The following is a 17,127-nucleotide window of genomic DNA, read 5'->3' on the forward strand; positions in this document are numbered from 1 at the left end:
AAACGTTTCTTAACATCCATTATTTCTCTGCACTTGCAGCACACCAGCAGAATTCAGGAGACAGGCATGTTCATCAACCTCAAAAAAACGGTCATCGGCACCGCGCTGACGCTGGCTTTCAGCGCCAATGCATTCGCTGTGACAGAAATTCCTTTCTGGCACTCAATGGACGGCGAATTAGGCAAAGAAGTGAACTCGCTGGCCGACCGTTTTAACCAGACGCACCCTGATGTCAAAATCGTGCCTGTCTATAAAGGCAAATACGACGAAAGTCTGGCGGCCGGTATCGCGGCATACCGTACCGGTAATGCTCCGGCGATTTTGCAGGTTTACGAAGTGGGCACCGCGACCATGATGGCCAGCAAAGCCATCAAACCGGTTAACGAAGTGTTCAGCGATGCAGGCATTAAAGAAGACGTTTCTCAGTTTGTGCCGACCGTTTCCGGTTATTACTCCGATTCCAAAGGCCGTCTGCTGTCGCAGCCTTTCAACAGCTCCACGCCGGTGCTGTATTACAACAAAGATGCCTTTAAGAAAGCCGGTCTTAACCCGGATCAGCCGCCAAAAACCTGGCAGGACATGGCCGCGTACACCGAGAAACTGCGTGAAGCGGGCATGAAATGTGGTTACGCCAGCGGCTGGCAGGGTTGGATCCAGATTGAGAACTTCAGCGCCTGGCACGGTCTGCCGATCGCCACCAAAAACAACGGTTTCGATGGCACAGATGCGGTACTGGAATTCAATAAACCTGAGCAAATCAAGCACATTCAGATGCTGGAAGACATGAACAAAAAAGGTGATTTCACCTATTTTGGTCGTAAAGATGAATCCACTGCCAAGTTTTACAACGGCGATTGTGCGATGACCACCGCGTCTTCCGGTTCGCTGGCGGATATCCGTCAGTATTCCAAATTCAACTACGGCGTAGGCATGATGCCTTACGACGCGGACATCAAAGGCGCGCCACAAAACGCCATCATCGGCGGTGCAAGCCTGTGGGTGATGAACGGCAAAGACAAAGACACCTACAAAGGCGTTGCCGAATTCCTGCAATTCCTGACCACGCCGGAAATCGCCGCCGAATGGCACCAGAAAACCGGTTATCTGCCGGTCACCACGGCAGCGTATGAGCTGACCAAAAAAGACGGCTTCTACGAGAAAAACCCGGGTTCTGACGTTGCTACCCGCCAGATGCTGAACAAGCCACCGTTACCGTTCACCAAAGGTCTGCGTCTGGGCAACATGCCGCAGATCCGTACCATCGTGGATGAAGAACTGGAGAGCGTGTGGAGCGGCAAGAAAACGGCTAAAGAAGCGTTAGACACTGCAGTACAGCGCGGGAATTTGTTACTCCGTCGCTTCGAAGCTTCTACTAAGTAATCCCGTTTTGCTCCCTCCCCTGCGAAGGGGAGGGCTGGGGTGGGGTATCAAAGACAACTCAGTCGCTTGCCAAACCCCCTCCCAACCTCCCCCTTCGCAGGGGGAGGAGCCAAAAGCTAAATTCAAAACCAACCTGGTTTGCTCCCTTTCGGGGAGTCTTTTATATCAACGAGTAAACCATCATGAGTTCACACCGTCCCGGTTTTGGTTGCAGCTGGTTGCCCTACGCGCTGGTGTTGCCGCAGCTGTTAATCACCGCGATATTTTTCCTGTGGCCTGCCGGTCAGGCATTGTGGTATTCGGTGCAGACGCTGGATCCGTTCGGCTTATCCAGCGAGTTTGCCGGTCTGACTAACTTCACGCAGCTGTTTCAGGATCCGTACTATCTCGACTCTTTCTACACCACGCTGAAATTCAGCTTTATGGTGGCCTTTATCGGGCTGGCGGTTTCGCTGTTTTTCGCGGCGCTGGTCGATCATGTGGTACGCGGCAGCCGGATTTATCAGACGCTGATGATCCTGCCTTACGCCGTTGCGCCTGCGGTGGCCGCCGTCTTGTGGATGTTCCTGTTCAGCCCCGGTCTGGGCCTGATCACCCATTTCTTAGGCTCGATGGGCTACAACTGGAACCACGCGCAAAACAGCGGTCAGGCGATGTTCCTGGTGGTGCTGGCGTCGGTCTGGAAGCAAATCAGTTACAACTTCCTGTTCTTTCTCGCGGCGTTGCAGTCGATCCCCAAATCACTGGTAGAAGCGGCGGCTATTGACGGGGCAGGCCCGATACGACGCTTCTTCCATCTGGTGCTGCCGCTGATTTCACCGGTGAGCTTCTTCCTGCTGGTGGTCAATCTGGTTTACGCCTTCTTTGATACCTTCCCGGTGATTGATGCCGCGACAGCCGGTGGCCCGGTGCAGGCGACTACCACGCTTATCTACAAAGTGTATCGCGAAGGTTTTGCCGGTCTGGACCTGTCCAGTTCCGCCGCGCAGTCCGTGATCCTGATGATGCTGGTGATCGGCCTGACGTTCATTCAGTTCCGTTTCGTCGAACGTAAGGTGCGTTACCAATGATTGAAAACCGCAGAGGGCTGGATATCTTCAGCCACATCATGCTGCTGCTCGGCGTGCTGGTGATTTTATTCCCGCTGTACGTCGCGTTTGTGGCGGCTTCGCTGGATAACACACAGATTTTTGATGTGCCGATGACGCTGATCCCCGGCACGCATTTGTGGGAAAACATCAGCACCATCTGGACGCAGGGCGCAGGCAACAACAGCCCGGCGTTTGGTCGTTTGCTGATCAACAGCTTCATCATGGCGATGGTGATCACCGTCGGTAAGATTTCGGTGTCGATGCTCTCGGCTTACGCGATTGTCTATTTCCGTTTTCCGCTGCGTAACCTGTTCTTCTGGCTGATTTTTATGACGCTGATGCTGCCGGTGGAAGTGCGTATTTTCCCAACCGTACAGGTGATCGCCAATCTGCATATGCTCGACAGCTACACCGGCCTGACGTTGCCGCTGATGGCCTCGGCGACCGCGACCTTCCTGTTCCGCCAGTTCTTTATGACCCTGCCGGATGAACTGCTGGAAGCGGCGCGTATCGACGGCGCGGGCGCGATGCGCTTCTTCTGGGACATCGTGTTGCCGCTGTCGAAAACCAATCTCGCGGCGCTGTTCGTCATCACCTTTATTTATGGCTGGAACCAATATTTGTGGCCGATTCTGATCACCAGCGATGCCTCGATGGGGACGGCGGTGGCGGGGATTAAAAGCATGATTTCCTCCGGCGATGGCTCGACGCAATGGAATCAGGTGATGGCGGCCATGATCCTGACCTTATTACCACCGCTGGCGGTGGTGCTTCTGATGCAGCGCTGGTTTGTGCGCGGCCTGGTAGACAGTGAGAAGTAACTGAAATGGCAAATTTGAAATTACAGGCAGTGACCAAGTCCTACGACGGCAAAAATCAGATCATTCAAAGTATCGATCTGGACGTCGCCGACGGCGAATTCATCGTGATGGTCGGGCCTTCCGGCTGCGGAAAATCGACCCTGCTGAGAATGGTGGCGGGGCTGGAACGTACCACGTCCGGCGATATCTATATCAACGACCAGCGCGTCACCGAGCTGGAACCGAAAGACCGTGGCATCGCGATGGTGTTCCAGAACTACGCGCTGTATCCGCACATGACCGTGTTCGACAACATGGCATATGGCCTGAAAATTCGTGGCTTCGGTAAGGCGCAGATCCTCGCCCGCGTCGAAGAAGCGGCGCGTATTCTGGAACTCGGCCCGCTGCTCAAACGCAAGCCCCGCGAGCTTTCCGGCGGTCAGCGTCAGCGCGTGGCGATGGGGCGCGCCATCGTGCGTGAACCGTCGGTATTCCTGTTCGATGAACCGCTTTCCAACCTCGACGCCAAACTGCGCGTGCAGATGCGCCTCGAGCTGCAACAACTGCACCGTCGTCTGCGCACCACCAGTTTGTACGTCACGCACGATCAGGTCGAGGCCATGACGCTGGCCGAGCGGGTGATCGTGATGAACAAAGGCATCGCCGAGCAGATCGGGACGCCGTCGGAAGTCTACCGCCGTCCGGCCAGCCTGTTTGTCGCCAGCTTTATTGGCTCTCCGGCCATGAATCTGTTGCCCGGCCAGCTGACCACTGACGGTACGTCGCTGGTGATGGAAGGCGGATTTGAGTTGCCGCTGCCGGTTCCGCGTCCGGAATGGGGCGGTCGTGAGCTGACGATCGGTATTCGCCCTGAACATATTCATCTGACCGATGACACCCAAAACGGTATTCCGATGGTGCTGAATACGCTGGAACTGCTGGGTGCGGATAATCTGGCGCACGGCAGGCTGGCGGGCAGCGGCGTGGTGGTGCGTTTATCGCATGAAGTGTTCCCGACAGCCGGATCGCTGTTGCGCTTGGATTTCCCGGCGAAAGCGTTACACTTTTTCGATACTCACAGCGGATTACGGATGGAATGAACATGAAAGCCTGGCCCTATCCACGCATTGTGGCACACCGTGGCGGCGGCGCACTGGCGCCGGAGAATACGCTCGCAGCCATCGACACGGGCGCAAAATACGGTCACACCATGATCGAATTTGACGCCAAACTGGCACAGGGCGGGGAAATCTTCCTGCTGCATGACGACACGCTGCAACGCACCAGCAACGGCTGGGGTGTCGCCGGGGATTTGCCGTGGGAAAAACTTCAGCAACTCGACGCCGGTGACTGGTTCGGTGCTGCGTTTAAAGGCGAGAAACTGCCGCTGCTGGCGCAGGTGGCAGAGCGTTGCGCCCGTCATCACATGATGGTGAATATCGAGATCAAACCGACCACCGGTCTGGATGAGAAAACCGGCACCGACGTCGCGCTGGCCGCCCGAGAATTATGGAAAGATCAGGCGATTCCGCCGCTGCTTTCCTCGTTTGAATTCGACGCGCTGATGGCCGCCAAAAAAGCCGCCCCGGAATTGCCACGCGGTCTGCTGATTGACGAATGGCGCGAAGACTGGAAAGCGCTGACCGACGAACTGGAATGCGTTTCGCTGCATCTCAATCATAAATTGCTCAACGCAGAACGCGTTAAAGCCATCAAAGACGCCGGACTGCATATTCTGGTGTATACGGTGAATAATCCGGCGCGCGCCCGCGAATTACTGGGCTGGGGCGTGGACTGTATTTGTACCGATAAGATTGATGTGATTGGACCGGATTTTACCTAGAACATGGCGCTAAAAGTACACAACAGGCGCAGTGACCACCGCGCCTGAAAGATTAACTAAGGTGTCTGATTCAATTTCTGGCCCAGCGTCTGGTTATTTTGCTGGATCTGCAAACGCTGCTGATTGCTCTGGATTTGCGACTTCAGCTTGAGTTGTTGCTGTTGCTGACTGTTACGCAGATCCTGCTCCTGCTGACGTTTCTGCATCTGCTGATTGTTTTGCTGTTGCTGCTGCATACGCTGTTGCGACGGGTTGGTCAGCAGCGGATCGTTAGGATTCGGTACCTTTTCGGCGGCGCTGGCGGTTTGCACGGCAAACAGCAATGGCAGCGCGGCGAGCATTCCATATAAACATTTCATCAGGTCATCCTCCATTTACAGTCATCGTTTAAGTGTATGCCATCCCGGCGGCGGGCGTGTCATTTGAGCGCACGATTCCCTCAAAGCGTGGCGTGGCTCTCGTTTGCTCTATAATTGAACAGACGTCAACCACCTTCACCCGTCGCGGTTTCCCTCATTCCGTTACAATCGTGCATCTTTCACACTTTTCACTGACAAACAGGGCGAACTGCCGTGCCTTTACTTATTATCACCACCATTTTGTGGGCCTTCTCCTTCAGCCTGATCGGCGTCTATCTGGCCGGACAGGTCGACAGCGTGTTTTCCGTGCTGGTCCGTTTAGGGCTGGCGGCGCTGGTCTTTCTGCCTTTCCTGCGCTGGAAAGGCCATCAGCTCACCACCATTTTGCTGTATATGGCGGTCGGGGCGATGCAGCTTGGGATCATGTATCTCATCAGCTTCGAGGCGTATCTCTACCTGTCGGTACCGGAATTCCTGTTGTTCACGGTGATGACGCCGCTGTATGTCACGCTGATTTATGACCTGATCAGTGGCCGCAAAATCCGCATTGGCTATGCGCTCAGCGCCCTGCTGGCGGTGGCCGGAGCAGCGATTATCCGTTACGACCATATCAGCGAACACTTCATCATTGGCTTGCTGCTGGTGCAGGCGGCAAATATCTGTTTTGCCATCGGGCAGGTGGGCTACAAACGACTGATGGAAACCCGGCCGATGCCGCAGCACACGGCGTTTTCCTGGTTCTATCTTGGCGCGCTGCTGTGTGCCGTCGTGGCGTGGTTCCTGTGGGGCAATCCGCAGAAACTGCCGACCACGAATTTACAGTGGGGCATTCTGGTGTGGCTGGGGATCGGCGCTTCCGGGCTGGGATATTTCATGTGGAACTACGGGGCGACGCAGGTTGATGCGGGAACGCTGGGGATTATGAATAACTTTCACGTCCCGGCCGGGCTGCTGGTGAATCTGGCGATCTGGCAACAGCAGCCGCACTGGCCGAGCTTTATCATCGGTGCGGCCGTGATTATGTCCTCACTGTGGGTACACCGGCGTTGGGTCGTGCCGCGTCGCGAACAAACGGCAGATGATCGCACGCGTGCTGCCGCGCCGAACGAATAAAGGCTTCGGTCACCGGCTGACGCTGTTCGCCGTCACGCACGGCAGCGTACAGGCGGCTCCATAAGCCATCGCCCAGGGTTTTGGTCACCACCAGACCCTGGCGCTCAAAACTCTCTACGACCCAGTGCGGTAACGCCGCAATACCCATTCTCGCCGACACCATCTGAATCAATAACAACGTGTTATCGACACTTTTCAGTGACGGGCTGACCCCTGCCGGTTGCAGAAAATGACGCCAGATATCCAGACGCTGACGCTGTACCGGATAAATCATCAGCGTTTCTGTGCTGAGGTCTTCCGGCGTGATCACCGTTTTGGCCGCCAGCGGATGGTCCGGAGCCAGCACCAGACGCACTTCAAAATCGAACATCGGCGAATAATGCAAACCGCTGCGCGGCAGGATGTCGGAGGTTAATACGATGTCCAGCTCGCCCTGTTGCAGCGCGGGCTGCGGGTCGAAGGTCACGCCGGATTTGAAATCCATCATCACCTGCGGCCAGTTCTGATGGAAGTTATCCAGCGCGGGCGTCAGCCACTGAATACAGCTGTGACATTCAATCGCGATGCGCAGTGAAGTCTGGTGCGGCTCGTTGCAGGCCTGTAACGCCTGCTGGATTTGCGGCAGCACCTGTTCAGCCAGATTCAGCATGATTTCGCCCTGCGGGGTAAAACGCAAAGGCTGACTTTTTCGCACGAACAACCTGAAACCGAGGCGTTGCTCAAGGTCACTGAACTGGTGCGACAGGGCCGATTGTGTCTGATGAAGCTGCGAGGCGGCTGCGGCCAGTGACCCGGTGTTGCGCAGTGCTTGCAACGTTCGCAGGTGTTTCAGTTCGATCATGAGAGTCCTTCACTGTGTCATGAATAATTTGCGCTTGTGGAATATACAGTACCTGCGGATTATGGATGTGTAAACATCTGGATGGCTAAACAGGAATTAAAAAGATGACGATACTAAATCACACTCTGGGTTTTCCACGCGTTGGTCTGCGTCGTGAACTTAAAAAAGCACAAGAAAGCTACTGGGCAGGCAATTCCACTCAGGAAGAACTGCTGGCAACCGGACGTGAACTGCGCGCCCGTCACTGGAAGCAACAGGCTGAAGCAGGCGTGGATTTGGTGCCGGTGGGCGATTTCGCCTGGTACGATCACGTACTCACCACCAGCCTGTTACTGGGAAACGTGCCCGCACGTCACCAGAATGCCGACGGCTCTGTTGATCTCGATACCTTATTCCGTCTTGGCCGTGGCCGCGCACCGACCGGTAAACCGGCTGCCGCTGCGGAAATGACAAAATGGTTTAACACCAACTATCACTATATGGTGCCGGAGTTTGTCAAAGGGCAGAAATTCAAACTGAGCTGGACACAACTGCTGGAAGAAGTGGACGAAGCGCTGGCGCTCGGCCACAAAGTAAAACCGGTTCTGCTGGGGCCGCTGACCTATCTGTGGCTCGGCAAAGTGAAAGGCGAACAGTTTGACCGTCTTTCCCTGCTCAACGACATTCTGCCGGTCTACCAGCAGGTGCTGGCTGAACTGGCAAAACGTGATATCGAATGGGTGCAGATTGATGAACCGGCTCTGGTGCTGGAACTGCCGCAGGAGTGGCTGGATGCGTATAAACCGGCTTATACCGCGCTGGAACAGAGCAAAACCAAACTGCTGCTGACCACTTATTTCGACAGCGTCGGGCATAACCTCGACACTATCCGTCAGTTGCCGGTACAGGGGCTGCACATTGACGCCGTCGCCGGTCGCGATGACCTGCAAACCGTCATCAGTAAACTGCCTGAAGACTGGCTGATTTCTCTGGGTGTCATCAATGGCCGTAACGTCTGGCGCGCCGATCTGAGCACCTGGTTTGACCGCCTGAAACCGCTGGCGGCGGGGCGCAATATCTGGATCGGCAGCTCCTGTTCGCTGCTGCACAGCCCGATCGACTTAAGCGTCGAAAACCGTCTGGATGAGGAAGTGAAAAGCTGGTTCGCCTTCGCCCTGCAAAAATGTGCAGAACTGGCATTGCTGACCTCGGCACTGAACAATCCGACCGCTGAAGCGCAGCAAAAACTGGCGGAGTACAGCGCGCCAATCCGCGCCCGCCGTGAATCTGCCCGTGTGAACAATCCGGCGGTCGGTAAACGCGTGGCGGCAATCACTGCCGCAGATATTGAACGCCCGAATGTTTACACCGAACGCGCCAAAGCGCAGCGCGCCCGTTTCAACCTGCCAGCCTGGCCGACGACCACCATCGGTTCATTCCCGCAAACCACCGAAATCCGTGGTCTGCGTCTGGACTTCAAACAGGGTCGTCTGGACAACACCAGATACCGTACCGGCATCAGCGAGCACATCAAACAAGCCATTAAAGAACAGGAACGTCTGGGTATCGACGTGCTGGTTCACGGCGAAGCTGAACGTAACGACATGGTGGAATATTTCGGCGAACATCTGGACGGTTTTGTGTTCACGCAAAACGGTTGGGTACAAAGCTACGGTTCACGTTGCGTAAAACCGCCGGTGATTATCGGCGACGTCAGCCGTCCGCAGGCCATCACCGTTGAGTGGGCGAAGTACGCGCAGTCGCTGACTGAAAAACCGGTGAAAGGCATGCTGACCGGTCCGCTGACCATTCTCTGCTGGTCCTTCCCGCGTGAAGATGTCAGCCGTGAAACCATCGCCAGACAAATTGCGCTGGCGCTGCGCGACGAAGTGGAAGATCTGGAAAAAGCCGGTATCGGTATTATCCAGATTGATGAACCGGCACTGCGCGAGGGCCTGCCATTGCGCCGGTCTGAGTGGAACGCCTACCTGCGCTGGGCCGTGGATGCGTTCAAACTGAATGCGGCGATTGCCCGCGATGACACGCAGATCCACACCCACATGTGTTACTGCGAATTCAACGACATCATGGACTCGATTGCCGCGCTGGACGCGGATGTGATCACCATCGAAACCTCACGCTCCGATATGGACCTGCTGGAGTCGTTCAAAGACTTCGAGTATCCGAACGAAATCGGGCCGGGCGTGTATGACATTCACTCACCGAATGTACCCAGCGTGGAATGGATTGAAGACCTGCTGCGTAAAGCGGCGGATCGTATTCCGGCAGAACGCCTGTGGGTGAACCCGGACTGCGGCCTGAAAACCCGTGGCTGGCCGGAAACCCGCGAGTCGCTGGAAAACATGGTGAAAGCCGCCAGGCGCCTGCGCGCTGAGAAAGCCTGATTTTGCACTGAGTAAAATGACGTTGTGTTGTTGCTGACACGTTTGGGGTACTCCGGTGCCCCTTTTTTATTGTTCTCATTCGCACTTTGTTACGTCTCTTTCAGCCCGCGTCCAGCGGTGGCTGTGGCGCGGTTGCTGTTCTTATCTCCGGCCGGCTTCCACGCGCGGCGCGGTTCTCCGCTAGGCTTAAGACAGGTTTCGCAATCTTAAGCCTCATCAGACAGGGAGAGAAAATATGAACCGATTTAAAGATAAAGTGGTGGTCGTGACCGGTGCAGGTTCGGGCATGGGCGCTGCCTCGGCACGGCGTTTTTCGTCGGAAGGAGCCATTGTGGTGCTGGTCGGCCGGACAAAAGAAAAGCTGGAGAAAGTCGCCAAAACCTTAAGCAGTACGCAGTATTACATTCATCTGGCGGATGTTTCGAACCCGCAAGATGTGGAGCGTATGGCAGAAGTGATTGAGGATAAATTCGGCCGCGTTGATGTGCTGGTGAACGGCGCGGGCGTCGTGGTGCAGGGCAAAGTGACAGAGGCCAGCCTCGATGACTGGCAGAAAATCATGGGTATCGATCTCAGCGGTGTTTTCTACTGCACGCGCTTTTTCATGCCCGCGCTGATTAAAAGCAAAGGCAATATCGTCAATATCTCCTCGGTGTCCGGCATGGGCGGCGACTGGGGCATGAGTTTTTACAATGCGGCCAAGGGCGGCGTGACCAACTTTACCCGCGCCATCGCCATGGATCACGGTAAGGACGGCGTGCGCGTTAACGCGGTGTGCCCGTCGCTGACGTTCACCGATATGGCGGCAGACATTAAAGACAATAAGCCGCTGCTGGCAAAATTTGCCGAACGCATCCCGCTGGGGCGTGGCGCAGAGCCGGAAGAAATTGCCGATGTAATTGCCTTTCTCGCCAGTCATGACGCCCGTTTTGTTACCGGGGTAAACCTGCCGGTGGATGGCGGTCTTTCTTCCTCTAACGGCCAGCCTCCGCAGGCGTAATCCCCTGAAACGGGGTGTTTACCGGCGCGTCACTTCTCCGGCGCGCCGGATTTTCCATTCCCTCCCGCAAATTTGCGACTTCCTTTTCAGTCTCCGGCGCAGGTTGGTTATCATAGAAATATTCTGCTGACAGGTGGCGTGACGATGACTGCTTCTCTTTTTCCCCTTTTGTCTCCGGTACTTGAACATCCGGCCGGTATCCGACAGGTGTATTTTGCCGGTGCTCAGCATCCTGTGCCGGAACTGGCTTATCAGGTGGATTTCCCGCGACTGGAACTGATCCTCGACGGTGAGCAGCGGATGAACTGGGAAGATGAGCAGGGGAATAATCAGCCCACCCGGCTGCGGGCGGGCGATGTGTTGTTCGTTCCCGCAAAAGGCTGGAACAGTCCGCAGTGGGAAAAACCGGTGCGGACGCTGAGCCTGTTATTTGGCAAGCAACAGCTGGGTTTCAGCCTGCTTAACTGGGATGGTGCGCAGTTCACCGCCAGCGAAAAAGGCAATGTCGCCAGACGCGGCCCCCGGGTCGGGGCGTTTATGTTGCAGGCGCTAAATGAACTGGCCTGGCACCACAGCGATCAGGCGACGGCGCAGTTTCTGGTGAAAGGCTTACTCAGCCACGCGCTGGATTTGTTCAGTTCTTCCGTACAAACCGCGTCACGCAGTCAGGCGCTGTTTGAGGCTATCCGCCAGCATATTGAGGAACATTATCGCGAGCCGCTGACCCGGGATTCTGTTGCTCAAGCCTTCTATATTTCACCGAATTATCTGTCGCATTTGTTCCAGAAAAGCGGCGGTATCGGGCTGAACGAATACCTGAATTATGTGCGACTTGAGCAGGCGAAGAATTTGCTGAAAGGCTATGACATGAAGGTCAGGGAAGTGGCGCATGCCTGCGGATTTGTCGACAGCAACTATTTTTGCCGCCAGTTCAGGAAAAGTACCGAGCGTTCTCCTTCGGAGTACCGTCGGCAGTACCGCAGTCAGCTTGAAAATATTGAGCCGTAGCCGTTAAGACAACACGATTTTTGTGCCCTGCGGCGAGGTGGCGATTTTTCTAACGGCCGCCATCACTTTTTCCGGTGTGCGCAAAAATGGCTGAATGCCGGTTTGAACACAGCGGCTATGCGTAAACCGCCCGCTGTTTTCCAGCTGGATTTCGGTGATCAGCAGAACAAGATCCGCCTGAGCAATATCACTTTCCGACAGCGCATTTTCCACGCCCAGCGCACCCTGCGTTTCGACTTTCACCTGCCATTTTTCGTGCTGGCACAGTTTTTCCAGCTTTTCTGCCGCCATATACGTATGCGCCACACCGCTGATACAGGCAGTCACGGCAACCAGTTTGAGCGACATATCATTTCCCCTGATTAAAAAATTTATCCACCGAGTGTCACGTTATAACCGTATTTTTCGGCCATCGCCTGAAACGGTGCAATAGTTGCGGCATCCGGCACAGGGATTTTGTGCATTGAATACGTTTTATCCAGTAACGGGTATTTCGCTTCACCGTATTTATGGAAGGGTAGCAGATGGATTTCATGTAAGTTGAAGGGCTTAAGGAAATCGAGAATGTGTCGCATATTTTCCAGCGTCAGGGTGAAACCGGGGATCAGCGGTAAGCGGGGCAGCAGTTTAACGCCGCGTTGAGCCAGTGCCGTGAAGTTTTCCAGCACCCGTGGCTGGTTCATATTGAGCACGGATCTCGCCTGAGCGGGATCCATGATTTTAAAGTCATACAGTACCTGATCGCAGTGATCGGTGAGCGACAGCAGGTGATCCTGCGGTGCATCGCCCGCCGTTTCGATTGCTGTATGAATACCTAAATTCTGCAACGCTTTCAGCAACTCACCGGCAAACGCGTGTTGCATCAGCACTTCGCCGCCGGAAAGCGTCACTCCGCCGCCCGATGAGCGGAAAAACACGTCATCTTTCAGCAGTCGCGTCATTAAAGCGGACTGCGGGATGTCTTCGCCGACGTATTCCATCGCACCACTCGGGCATTCGCTGGGATCCTGCAGACAGGTGCGGCAGTTCAGACATTTTGCCTGACGTTTGATGATCTGAATGCGTGGCGACATGGATTCAGGGTTGGCGCACCACGGACAGCGGTGCGGGCAGCCTTTGAAGAACACCAGGGTACGGATACCCTGACCATCGTTGAGGGAAAAACGCTGGATATTGAAAATACGTCCCTGTCTTTCCGGCGCATTGATTACCGGAATGCGCAACTCAGAGCTGATGCGCGGTGCGGCCAATGATGTCATCCTGAATCTCCTTTGACAGCTCCACAAAGAACGCGCTGTATCCTGCCACCCTGACGACCAGCCCCGCGAAATCCTGCGGTCGTTTTTGCGCTTCGCGAAGCTGTTCGGCATTCACCACATTGAACTGCACATGTTGCAACTTCAGGCGGGTGAACGCGCCGAGAAAATCGGCCAGTTTATTCAGCCCCTGCTGACCTTCGAGCGTGGAGGGTGTGAATTTTACATTCAGCAGCGTGCCGTTGGAGAGCAGCATATTGTCGAGTTTGCTGACGGATTTAAGCACCGCTGTCGGCCCCTGATGATCCTGTCCCAGCATCGGCGAAAGGCCGCCGTCCGCCAGTTGCTCACCGGCATAACGACCGTCCGGCGTTGCGCCGACCACCGCACCCAGCGGCACGTGTGCGGAAACCGTATAAGACCCCGGTGTGAACTGACCACCGCGCGGGTTGCGGTACTGCTCGACTTCCTTGCAATAAAACCGCAGTAAATCGGCACTGATCAGATCAACCTCATCAATGTCATTGCCGTATTTTTCAAAGCGGTTAATCAGACGGGCGCGGATGGCGCGACCTTCCTCGCTGGCGAAATTTTCTTTCAGTGAAGCCAGCAGCTCATCAAAGGTCAGGCGTTGCTGATCAAACACCATGCCTTTCAGCGCATGCAGGGAATCACTGAGGTTGGCGATGCCAATCCCCTGCACGCCGGAAAAGTTGTAACGCGCGCCGCCTGCGGTGATGTCGCGCCCGCTGTCCAGACAGCCGTCGATGAAAGAAGACAGCAGCGGAACCGGCGCCCAGTCGCGGTGGCCGATATCGCAGATATTGCTGCCCTGCGCCATCAGCCTGACGTAATGGCTGATTTTCTGCCGGATATGTTCCACCAGTTCCGGATAGGTGATCGCCGCGTGGCCTTCGTTTTCATGCAGCGTCAGTTCCATGACTTTCAGCAGGTTAAACATGGCAATATCGTGCAGCCCGTAGGTTTTTCCGGGGATCGACAGCTCGACGCAACCGACCACGGCATAATCGCGCGCATCCTCAAGACGCACGCCGCGATTGAGAAACGCCGGAACCACCACTTCATCATTAAATATCTGCGGAATGCCGGTGCCGAGCCGGATGGTTTCGGCGGTTTTCAGCAGGAACGGACGGTCGATCAGTTCATTGACCCGCACGCCCAGATTGGGCTGTGGCAGGCAAATATTCTGATAAGCATCCAGACATAAAAACGACAGCACATTGACGGCGCTGCGGCCGGTATCAGTCAGGCCACCGAGTAAAATGGTGTAGCCGGTCGGGAATCCGGCGAAATAACGCGCGCTGGCGGTCGAGCGCAGCAGCACGATGTCGTTGCATTTCACCCACAGGCTTTCCAGTAACTCTTTCAGGAATGCCGGTGATTCGCCATGTGAAAGGGAATGCTGATAGAAGGGCAGCATGTACTGATCGAAACGGCCGAGCGACAAAGAACTGGCGTTGGATTCGTATTGCAAAATGATGTTCATGTACCAGAACAGCTGACAGGCCTGATAGAAATCCTGCGGTTTGTGAGCGGAAATCTGGCGTGAAACCCCGGCAATACGCGCCAGTTCCTGTTTTCTGGTGTCGTCCTGACAAGTTTCCGCCAGCGATTCTGCCAGCGTGGCGTAGCGTAAAATATGCCGCTGCGCCGCCTGCAGCAAAATCAGAGCTGACTGATAAAACGCATTGTCCGGTGCCTGTTCAACGTGTTGCACAAGCTCCGCCACCAGATTATCCAGACCGGTATTCAGCAGCCGTGGATAATCAATAATGATATGCCCCTGGCCTTTGTCAGTCTGGTTGATGCTGAATATCTGCGTTTGGGTGGCGGCTTTCACCTCTTCCGGCATCTGGCTGTTGATGAAATCCTTCATCGAACGCGATTCCCAGTAAGGGAAAAGTTGCTGGCGGTAAATCTGTTTATCCTGCGCCGAAATCGAGAAGCGATCCTGCGCACGGGTGGCAAACCCATCCAGTTCTTTCAGCAGCCAGTAGGGATCCATTTCAGGAGAGACTATTCCCGCACGCGGTTTGACCGTGCGGTTACCGGCAATCAGTTCATCATCCCGCAGGGCAATTTCCACGTTATCCAGAATGTAGGCCGTGGCTTTCGCGCGCCGTAAAAGCGTGGGTTCGCCTTCGGTGCGGCGGTGGCTTTCGGTATACAGCAGGGCACGTTCCAGCGAGATTTCACGCGGGCTGGCGAAAAGTGCGGCTTTCAGACGTTCGGTACGGGAAGTCATCTTGTTCTCCTTGTGATCAATCCGTGACGGCGGCTTTGGCGAGGTGCGCCTCAATTTTTTCCATGATGGCATCCGCACGTTTTACGGCATCGCTGATGGCGACGCGCACCGTCACTTTGCCTTTAAAGCGTTCTTCCTGTTTGATGCCGATATCTTTGGTCAGGATCACGATATCTGCGGCCGCCACATCTTCCGGCGTCAGTTCGTTTTCCAGACCGATTGAACCCTGCGTTTCCACTTTGCATTCCCAGCCTTTGGCTTTTGCGGCGCGTTCAATGGCTTCAGCGGCCATATACGTGTGGGCAACACCGGACGGGCAGGCAGTCACAGCAATAATGTGAGTCATGATGTTTTCCTTCTATTTTTGGCAGAGAAATCAGTTAATTTCGAAGTCCAGATCAAGGTCAGATTCCTGACGTGTTTTCGCCGACTGCTTTTTGGCGGCCAGATATTTCAGTGTGTTGACGCACAGTGCGGTGACAACCATGCCAACCAGCAGCGCGCCGATATACCCCAGTTTTCCCTGCACAACCGGCAGCACAATCAGACCGCCCCAACCGGCGTAGCATTGCGCCCCCACCAGCGCGGCGGTGACCGCTGCACAGGCAGAGCCCATCATGATGGAAGGAATGACCCGCAGCGGGTCGGCGGCAGCGAAAGGAATGGCCCCTTCGGTGACGCCGACGCAGCCCATTAACATCGCGGCTTTGCCTGCTTCACGTTCTTCAGTGGAATAATATTTGCGGCCAATCAGCGTCGCGAAACCCAGCCCGAGCGGCGGGGTGGCAATCGCCACCGCAGCAATCGCGACCACCGTATACACGCCCTGCGCCACGCAGATCAGCATGAAGGCGTAGGCGACTTTATTGACCGGTCCGCCCATGTCGAACGCCAGCATCAGCCCCATGATAATGGCGAGCACAATGATGCTGCCTTGTTGCATGCCTTGCAGCCAGTGAGTCAGGGAAGCCGTCAGCAACCCGACAGGCTCACCCAGCCCCCACATCATGATCCCCGCCGTCAGCAGGGTGCCGATGATCGGGATCACGAAGATCGGCATCACGGAACGCAGGATCTTCGGCACACGGATCTTTTTAAGGTAGAACACAATAATCCCACCCAGCAGACCGGCGATAATGGCGCCGAAGAAGCCTGCGCCAAAGGAAGCGCCGACCCAGGCACCGATCGCCGAAGGCGCCAGCGCGGACCGGTCAGAGATGGAATAACCGATGTACGCCGCCAGAAAAGGCACCATCAGGGTTAAACCGGCGACGCCGATATCAAACAGCTTTTTCAGGTTCGGATCGGTGGCGGCATCCGGCACGGCACCTTTGCCATACAGCATCACGGACACAGCCAGCAGAATGCCGCCCGCGACCACGAAAGGGATCATATGGGACACGCCGGTCATCAGATGCTGGCGGGTATTTTTTAGAATATTGAGCAGGTCTTTCATGATGAGCTCCGGTGTCGGGCGAAAAGAACGGAATATCTTTCGAAAAAAGCCCCGGATACAGAAAGGCTATCGACCTCAACAATAGGCTGCTGCCGGGGGCGCTAATAGTGGACAAAATTGTGTTTTACTGGACTTTTGTAATGTCCGAACAAAAATGCGAGCAGGTTCAAATAACCTGAAACAGTGCGAGGTTTCTGCCCCCTGGTGGCGTGTGAGCTGGCTCGCAAAAAACAACAGACATTACATTTATCCAGTGTTTGTCATTTTTGTCTGGTAGCCAGCGGATCCGTCTGACTCTTATTCTGCAAGTAGCCGGTGCATTACACCGGA

Annotated in this window: 16 protein-coding genes; 9 read left to right on the plus strand and 7 right to left on the minus strand. The window is 55.4% G+C overall.

Annotation, left to right across the window (positions count from 1 at the left end; translation table 11 throughout):
- Positions 1-66 precede the first annotated feature (66 nt).
- From ugpB to ugpQ, 5 genes are all read left to right on the plus strand, one after another.
- Positions 67-1,380: a sn-glycerol-3-phosphate ABC transporter substrate-binding protein UgpB gene (ugpB, locus tag EYY67_RS18305; protein WP_131694072.1), complete on the plus strand. Its 1,314-nt coding sequence runs from the start codon at positions 67-69 to the stop codon at positions 1,378-1,380.
- A gap of 182 nt (positions 1,381-1,562) precedes the next feature.
- Entirely contained in the window at positions 1,563-2,450 is an 888-nt protein-coding gene (gene ugpA, locus EYY67_RS18310; RefSeq protein WP_131694073.1) for a sn-glycerol-3-phosphate ABC transporter permease UgpA, read from the plus strand.
- Entirely contained in the window at positions 2,447-3,292 is an 846-nt protein-coding gene (gene ugpE / locus EYY67_RS18315; RefSeq protein WP_119825620.1) for a sn-glycerol-3-phosphate ABC transporter permease UgpE, read from the plus strand. The genes ugpA and ugpE overlap by 4 nt, the downstream gene beginning before the upstream one ends.
- Before the next feature lie 5 nt (positions 3,293-3,297).
- Positions 3,298-4,371: a sn-glycerol-3-phosphate import ATP-binding protein UgpC gene (locus tag EYY67_RS18320; RefSeq protein ID WP_131694074.1), complete on the plus strand. Its 1,074-nt coding sequence runs from the start codon at positions 3,298-3,300 to the stop codon at positions 4,369-4,371.
- Between the two features lie 2 nt (positions 4,372-4,373).
- Entirely contained in the window at positions 4,374-5,114 is a 741-nt protein-coding gene (gene ugpQ, locus EYY67_RS18325) for a glycerophosphodiester phosphodiesterase (protein ID WP_131694075.1), read from the plus strand.
- A 56-nt stretch (positions 5,115-5,170) separates the two neighbouring features.
- Here the strand turns inward: ugpQ and EYY67_RS18330 are convergent, their stop codons facing one another.
- Positions 5,171-5,473, minus strand: coding sequence for a DUF2756 domain-containing protein (locus tag EYY67_RS18330; protein WP_131694076.1), 303 nt, complete (start codon positions 5,471-5,473; stop codon positions 5,171-5,173).
- Between the two features lie 213 nt (positions 5,474-5,686).
- Here EYY67_RS18330 and EYY67_RS18335 point away from each other — a divergent pair, with 213 nt between their 5' ends.
- Positions 5,687-6,586 carry a carboxylate/amino acid/amine transporter gene (locus tag EYY67_RS18335; RefSeq protein ID WP_095924244.1) on the plus strand — a complete coding sequence of 300 codons (900 nt, stop codon included), beginning with the start codon at positions 5,687-5,689 and terminating at the stop codon, positions 6,584-6,586.
- On the opposite strand, the gene metR is transcribed toward EYY67_RS18335, so the two are convergent.
- Positions 6,492-7,427 (minus strand): HTH-type transcriptional regulator MetR, encoded by a 936-nt coding sequence (gene metR, locus EYY67_RS18340; protein ID WP_095924245.1) that lies wholly within the window; start codon positions 7,425-7,427, stop codon positions 6,492-6,494. The genes EYY67_RS18335 and metR overlap by 95 nt on opposite strands.
- Positions 7,428-7,531: 104 nt before the next feature.
- Between metR and metE the strand changes: the two genes are divergently transcribed.
- From metE to EYY67_RS18355, 3 genes are all read left to right on the plus strand, one after another.
- Positions 7,532-9,811 carry a 5-methyltetrahydropteroyltriglutamate--homocysteine S-methyltransferase gene (gene metE / locus EYY67_RS18345; protein WP_131694077.1) on the plus strand — a complete coding sequence of 760 codons (2,280 nt, stop codon included), beginning with the start codon at positions 7,532-7,534 and terminating at the stop codon, positions 9,809-9,811.
- Between the two features lie 235 nt (positions 9,812-10,046).
- Positions 10,047-10,811, plus strand: coding sequence for a meso-2,3-butanediol dehydrogenase (gene budC, locus EYY67_RS18350; RefSeq protein ID WP_131694078.1), 765 nt, complete (start codon positions 10,047-10,049; stop codon positions 10,809-10,811).
- 144 nt (positions 10,812-10,955) lie between these two features.
- Positions 10,956-11,819: a helix-turn-helix domain-containing protein gene (locus tag EYY67_RS18355; RefSeq protein ID WP_131694079.1), complete on the plus strand. Its 864-nt coding sequence runs from the start codon at positions 10,956-10,958 to the stop codon at positions 11,817-11,819.
- A gap of 3 nt (positions 11,820-11,822) precedes the next feature.
- Here EYY67_RS18355 and EYY67_RS18360 read toward each other — a convergent pair whose 3' ends face one another.
- From EYY67_RS18360 to EYY67_RS18380, 5 genes are read right to left on the minus strand one after another with little or no spacing between them, the layout of a single operon-like run.
- Positions 11,823-12,167 carry a PTS fructose-like transporter subunit IIB gene (locus tag EYY67_RS18360; RefSeq protein WP_095924256.1) on the minus strand — a complete coding sequence of 115 codons (345 nt, stop codon included), beginning with the start codon at positions 12,165-12,167 and terminating at the stop codon, positions 11,823-11,825.
- 23 nt (positions 12,168-12,190) lie between these two features.
- Positions 12,191-13,078: a [formate-C-acetyltransferase]-activating enzyme gene (locus tag EYY67_RS18365; protein WP_131694080.1), complete on the minus strand. Its 888-nt coding sequence runs from the start codon at positions 13,076-13,078 to the stop codon at positions 12,191-12,193.
- Complete coding sequence (locus tag EYY67_RS18370; RefSeq protein ID WP_131694081.1) at positions 13,044-15,341, minus strand: formate C-acetyltransferase; 2,298 nt, start codon at positions 15,339-15,341, stop codon at positions 13,044-13,046. Before EYY67_RS18370 ends, EYY67_RS18365 begins: the two co-directional genes overlap by 35 nt.
- A 16-nt stretch (positions 15,342-15,357) precedes the next feature.
- Positions 15,358-15,687, minus strand: a complete 330-nt coding sequence (locus tag EYY67_RS18375; protein ID WP_095924259.1) for a PTS fructose-like transporter subunit IIB — start codon at positions 15,685-15,687, stop codon at positions 15,358-15,360.
- A 30-nt stretch (positions 15,688-15,717) separates the two neighbouring features.
- The gene (locus EYY67_RS18380) at positions 15,718-16,797 is read right to left on the minus strand and encodes a PTS fructose transporter subunit EIIC (RefSeq protein WP_095924260.1); all 1,080 of its coding nucleotides are present in this window, start codon (positions 16,795-16,797) and stop codon (positions 15,718-15,720) included.
- Positions 16,798-17,127: the final 330 nt, after the last annotated feature.

This window comes from Rahnella victoriana, assembly GCF_004330295.1.
Taxonomy (GTDB): Bacteria; Pseudomonadota; Gammaproteobacteria; order Enterobacterales; family Enterobacteriaceae; genus Rahnella; species Rahnella victoriana.

Bases quoted from the DNA above. Each gene is read 5' to 3' on its own strand.
- EYY67_RS18365 (WP_131694080.1), bottom strand. From the start codon at position 13,078: ATGACATCATTGGCCGCACCGCGCATCAGCTCTGAGTTGCGCATTCCG.
- metR (WP_095924245.1), bottom strand. From the start codon at position 7,427: ATGATCGAACTGAAACACCTGCGAACGTTGCAAGCACTGCGCAACACC.
- EYY67_RS18320 (WP_131694074.1), top strand. From the start codon at position 3,298: ATGGCAAATTTGAAATTACAGGCAGTGACCAAGTCCTACGACGGCAAA.
- EYY67_RS18380 (WP_095924260.1), bottom strand. From the start codon at position 16,797: ATGAAAGACCTGCTCAATATTCTAAAAAATACCCGCCAGCATCTGATG.
- ugpE (WP_119825620.1), top strand. From the start codon at position 2,447: ATGATTGAAAACCGCAGAGGGCTGGATATCTTCAGCCACATCATGCTG.
- metE (WP_131694077.1), top strand. From the start codon at position 7,532: ATGACGATACTAAATCACACTCTGGGTTTTCCACGCGTTGGTCTGCGT.
- ugpQ (WP_131694075.1), top strand. From the start codon at position 4,374: ATGAAAGCCTGGCCCTATCCACGCATTGTGGCACACCGTGGCGGCGGC.
- EYY67_RS18360 (WP_095924256.1), bottom strand. From the start codon at position 12,167: ATGTCGCTCAAACTGGTTGCCGTGACTGCCTGTATCAGCGGTGTGGCG.
- ugpB (WP_131694072.1), top strand. From the start codon at position 67: ATGTTCATCAACCTCAAAAAAACGGTCATCGGCACCGCGCTGACGCTG.
- budC (WP_131694078.1), top strand. From the start codon at position 10,047: ATGAACCGATTTAAAGATAAAGTGGTGGTCGTGACCGGTGCAGGTTCG.
- EYY67_RS18375 (WP_095924259.1), bottom strand. From the start codon at position 15,687: ATGACTCACATTATTGCTGTGACTGCCTGCCCGTCCGGTGTTGCCCAC.
- EYY67_RS18370 (WP_131694081.1), bottom strand. From the start codon at position 15,341: ATGACTTCCCGTACCGAACGTCTGAAAGCCGCACTTTTCGCCAGCCCG.
- EYY67_RS18355 (WP_131694079.1), top strand. From the start codon at position 10,956: ATGACTGCTTCTCTTTTTCCCCTTTTGTCTCCGGTACTTGAACATCCG.
- ugpA (WP_131694073.1), top strand. From the start codon at position 1,563: ATGAGTTCACACCGTCCCGGTTTTGGTTGCAGCTGGTTGCCCTACGCG.
- EYY67_RS18330 (WP_131694076.1), bottom strand. From the start codon at position 5,473: ATGAAATGTTTATATGGAATGCTCGCCGCGCTGCCATTGCTGTTTGCC.